We start from the raw sequence: 4,647 nt of genomic DNA, 5'->3' as shown, positions 1-4,647 counted from the left end.
TCCCTGCTCCCTACTCCCTACTCCCTACTCCCTACTCCCTACTCCCTACTCCCTCACTTGCAGTACAAATCTTTTTATTCTCCCTGCTCCCTACTCCCTACTCCCTACTCCCTACTCCCTACTCCCTACTCCCTCACTTGCAGTACAAATCTTTTTATTCTCCCTGCTCCCTACTCCCTACTCCCTACTCCCTACTCCCTACTCCCTTATTTATAACTATTCAACCAGACATGATATAAATTGAAAGATGGTAGAAAAAGATCAAAAGTATTTCAAAACTCATGAGGATCTAGTCATTTATAAATTGGCGTTCTCAGCAGCGATGGAAATTTTTGAGCAGTCTAAAAACTTTCCAGTAGAAGAAAGATACTCTTTAACTGAGCAAATTCGTCGTTGTTCTCGTTCAGTCTGTGCCAATCTAGCAAAAGCTTGGAGAAAACGCAGATATAAAGCTGCTTTTGTTGCTAAATTAAGCGACTGTGAAGCAGAGGCCACAGAAGTTCAAGTTTGGTTAACATTTGCAGTCAAATGTCAGTACATTAAAGTTGAAAAAGCAAGAGAACTGTATGGAATTTACAACCAAGTTCTCAGTGGATTAGCTCAGATGATTAGCCTTTGTGATGATGAGTTATTCGACTAACTCCAAACCACTCACGCTCTCCCCACCGTTCCCCCACCTTCAACACTCCCTTTTCCTGATGAAATTTGCAGTCCAGTCCTCAGTGGATTAGTTAAGATGATTACCCATTGCGATCGTTGGTTACTGGACTAATATCATGTCCGGTTGAATACTTATACTTTGGAGAAGGTAAGGCAGCGGGAGCTGGAGGCAGGAGGCAGAAGGAAAGAAAAGGTTAGAAGGGAAAAGGTTTTTTTATCACGCTATTATCCGGACATGATATAACTCCACACCTCCCACATCTCCCACACTCCCATACTCTCCTATTGCAAACATTCAGCCATCAGTTATTGCTTTTATAGCAGTTTTCATTAAGAGGATATCTGAAAAGTTTTTTGATACTGAATTTTGCCCCCCCTAGTGCCGCTACGCGGAACTCAGAAGTCAGAAGTTAGAAGTCAGAAGTATTGATTGGTAAGGCTTTTAGGATTTTGTAACTGGTCAGTTATTTCTACCATTCTGCACTAGCCCCCCAACTTTGGGGGGAACAAGAGTCAATTTGCTTCTCAAAATTGGGGGATGCGCGGGGGCTTGGATGTAGCAAAACTGATAACTGAAATTACCGAATAATTAGTAATTAATAATTAAATAATTATGGTTTAAAGCCTCCCCTTTTAAGGGAAAAAAAAGAATAATATTTCCTTATATTCAATCAAGGACGGTTTGAACCAGAGGTAATTATCAATTATCCATTATCAATTATCAATTAATGAACTCCTATTCTCTAAAATTCTAAAGTTATGGAAAACTATCGCCGAAAAAATCTCCGAAAAGTTTTTTGAGACTGAATTTTGCCCCCCTAACCCCCCAACTTTGGGGGGAACAAGAGTCAATTTGCTTCTAATATCATGTCCGGATAATCAGTGATAAAAAACCTTTTCCCTTCTAACCTTTTCTTTCCTTCTGCCTCCTGCCTCCAGCTCCCGCTGCCTTACCTCCTCCAAAGTGTAAATATTCAACCGGACATGATATAACAAGTCCCCCACAATTGGGGGATGCGCGGGGGCTTAGATGTAGCATATTGGACTTCTCAGACAACCTCTAAAATTAAAAGCAATAGCTGATAGCTGACGGCTGAATGCTTACAGGAGAGGTAATTATTAATTATTAATTATTAACTAGACAGTGCAAAGTTCTTGAAATAATATCATGTCCGGTAGCATCGTTTGTCTATAAAATTAAGGTGAAAAAAGGAGAAAACCTTCTGCCTCCTGCCTCCAGCTCCCGCTGCCTTCCTTCCACCAAAGTCTAATTATTCAAACGGACATGATATAACTATTGCTAGCTAAGGCTTTCAGCGATCTAAAGGTTAAAAACTCTTTATTCAGAGCTGTAAGTACTGTAAGGCTTTTACAGTAATACTTTCACCCTTCAACACAAATTGTTCTTGGGAAGAACTTTGTACTCTCCAGTTATTAATTATTAATTATTAATTATTAATTATTAACCCCTTATTCTCTAAAGTTCTAAAGTTATGGAAAACTATCGCCGAAAAAATCTCCGAGGTCGTTCTTTTCAAAATCAAGACCTCTCTCATGAAGACTTTTGTTACTCGGATATTAGAGGTGCAAATTTCACAAATGCTAATCTCACAGGTGCTAACTTCAACTATGCTTTAGCAGGATTAACAAAAGCTCAGAAAATAATACTTTCTATTTTAATTTTTTTCCTTTGCACAACCTCAGTATCTGCCACAATTACGGCAGTTTATATTCCCCTAAAATTTATTATTCCCAAACCTTCTAATCCTATACCTATTCACATCGGTTCCTTGATTTTTTTACTCCTGGAATTTATCAATATTGGCATATTATTAGTCACAATTAGGCAAGGAATCAAAAAAGCTTTAGTATATATATTCTCTGGCGCTCCCCTAATGATATTTATCGTTCCGGTATTAACAACTTTTGCCATGAGTGAAAAAAATCTCTCAAAATTGTTCAGTTTTTTGGGAATTAATCGACCTCCATCGCCGGAAATTATTGAATTTTCTTTCCAGTTAAAAGCTTTTAGAAGTGGCAATATTATTCAGGGAGTAACTAACCTACTAACCGACACTAACTCTGTAAATATAGTTGTCAGTATAATTGTCAGTCTAATTATTTCTATCGGGGCAATATTAGTATTAATTATTACCCTGAATCTGGCAGTAGTTTTAGCTGAAATAAAATCTGAAAAACACCAGAAAAATTCAGTCATAACTTGGTCAATAATTTTTACAATTATTATTGCTTTAGGTCTCTTTGAAAATAATGTCCTGAAAAAGATAGACTATCACTATGGAACTATATTCATTTCGGAACCTGAAAAGAGAGTTATTTTGGCTATTGCCATTTATGTAATAGCAATAATTCTATCTATATTATTAATTTCCATCGCTAGTTATCTCGCTAAAAAAGTATTAGCAGAAGATGAAAATAATCGAACTATTCGCCGACTTGCTGTTGCTATTGGAGCCATAGGAGGAACAAGTTTTAAAAATGCTAACCTTACTGAGACTAGCTTTAGTAATGCCTGCCTAAAAAGTACAGATTTTAGATTAGCTAATGTGACTCATACCCTCTGGCGCAAAGCCGAATATTTAACATTTGCCAGAATCGGAACCACAATATTAATCGATCCAAAAATTCGAGAATTGTTAGTGACTGGAAATGGCATAAATAAACAATATATAAGTGTGAATCTTCGAGGGGCAAATCTCAGAAATGCTGACCTAACTGGGAGCAATTTAACAATAGCAGATTTGAGTGAAGCTGCTCTGGAAGGTGCTTGTTTGGATGGAGCAAATTTAAAGGAAATTTTGGCAATTGGTGCTAATTTTACCGAGGCCAAAATGACAGGAATTTGTTTAGAATCTTGGAATATTAATCACACTACTATTTTGGATGAAGTAGAGTCGGAATATATCTATTTATTAGAGTCAGCAAAACCACAAACAAATGATAGGGAGCGTCGTCCTAGTAGTGGATATTTTTCACCGGGAGATTTTACAAAGTTATTTACGGCAAATTTTCATACTGTGGATTTAATTTTCCGTAATGGCATTGATGGGAAAGCTTTTATGTCTGCTTTTCAACGGGTGAAAAGAGAAAATAAAGGGATAAATATGGCAATTCAAAGTATGGAAAATAAGGGGGATGGGATGGTGGTAATTAAAGTTAGTGTACCAGCAGAAGCAAGTAAGGGAAAAATTCATGAGCAGTTGACTGAGTTTTATCAGGAAGGTGTGAGTAATTTGGCAGAAAAAGATCGGGAAAAACCTCTTAGTCAGGAGGAAAAAGTTTCCATCTATCATCAGCAAAGTGAATATATGATGTCTTTTTTTAGTTATCAGTTAGCAGTTAACAGTTATCAGTCAATAGTTGAGCGTTTAGAAAGGGTAATACAGGAGGAAAGAGAGCAGGTAAATTATGCGGAAAAACAAGGAAGGATTAAAGAAGCAATTTTTCTAGTTATGGTTTTAATTTCTCAACGTTTTGGAGAAGTTTCTGAAGATATTAAGGAGCGGATAGAAGCCTTATCTTTGGCAAATTTAGAAAGTTTGGTCAAGGTATTTTTGAATTTTAATAGTTTGGCAGATTTAGAAAGTTGGTTGGAAGAAAGTTAGAAGGCAAAAGTCAAAAGTCAAAAGGCAAAAATAATCTATATAGCAATCCTAAGTTGATTGTGATACAGCGTATTCCACTTTGATGACGTACACCTACGCGAGCAAGATGCTCGCACTGATAGGATTTAATTATTAATATTTGTACTTCATATACTTGGAATTTGCTGTCAATCAAAAAGTAGATAAAAAAACTGAAACTCTTACTTGTTCCCTATTTCCTATTCCCTAAAAATAGTAAGATTTTTATACACAAATAAAATAGGATTGCTATAGCAATCAGGAAGCTGATGTAAGAATTTCGGTGTTCTTTTAGCGCATAGAATATAGCAGTTATCGTATTCTTATGTATTCATTTCTTCCC

General features: G+C 36.5%; 2 protein-coding genes. Both read left to right on the top strand.

What is annotated here, in order from left to right; genetic code table 11:
- The first annotated feature begins 247 nt into the window (after nt 1-247).
- Nucleotides 248-640 carry a four helix bundle protein gene (locus F6K54_RS40710; protein WP_293090135.1) on the top strand — a complete coding sequence of 131 codons (393 nt, stop codon included), beginning with the start codon at nt 248-250 and terminating at the stop codon, nt 638-640.
- A 1,513-nt stretch (nt 641-2,153) separates the two neighbouring features.
- Nucleotides 2,154-4,286 carry a pentapeptide repeat-containing protein gene (locus tag F6K54_RS40705; RefSeq protein WP_293090134.1) on the top strand — a complete coding sequence of 711 codons (2,133 nt, stop codon included), beginning with the start codon at nt 2,154-2,156 and terminating at the stop codon, nt 4,284-4,286.
- Nucleotides 4,287-4,647: the final 361 nt, after the last annotated feature.

Source organism: Okeania sp. SIO3B5, assembly GCF_010692555.1.
GTDB lineage: Bacteria > Cyanobacteriota > Cyanobacteriia > Cyanobacteriales > Microcoleaceae > Okeania.
Note: the sequence above shows the minus strand (reverse complement) of the source record. Positions and strands in the feature narration are given on the sequence as shown.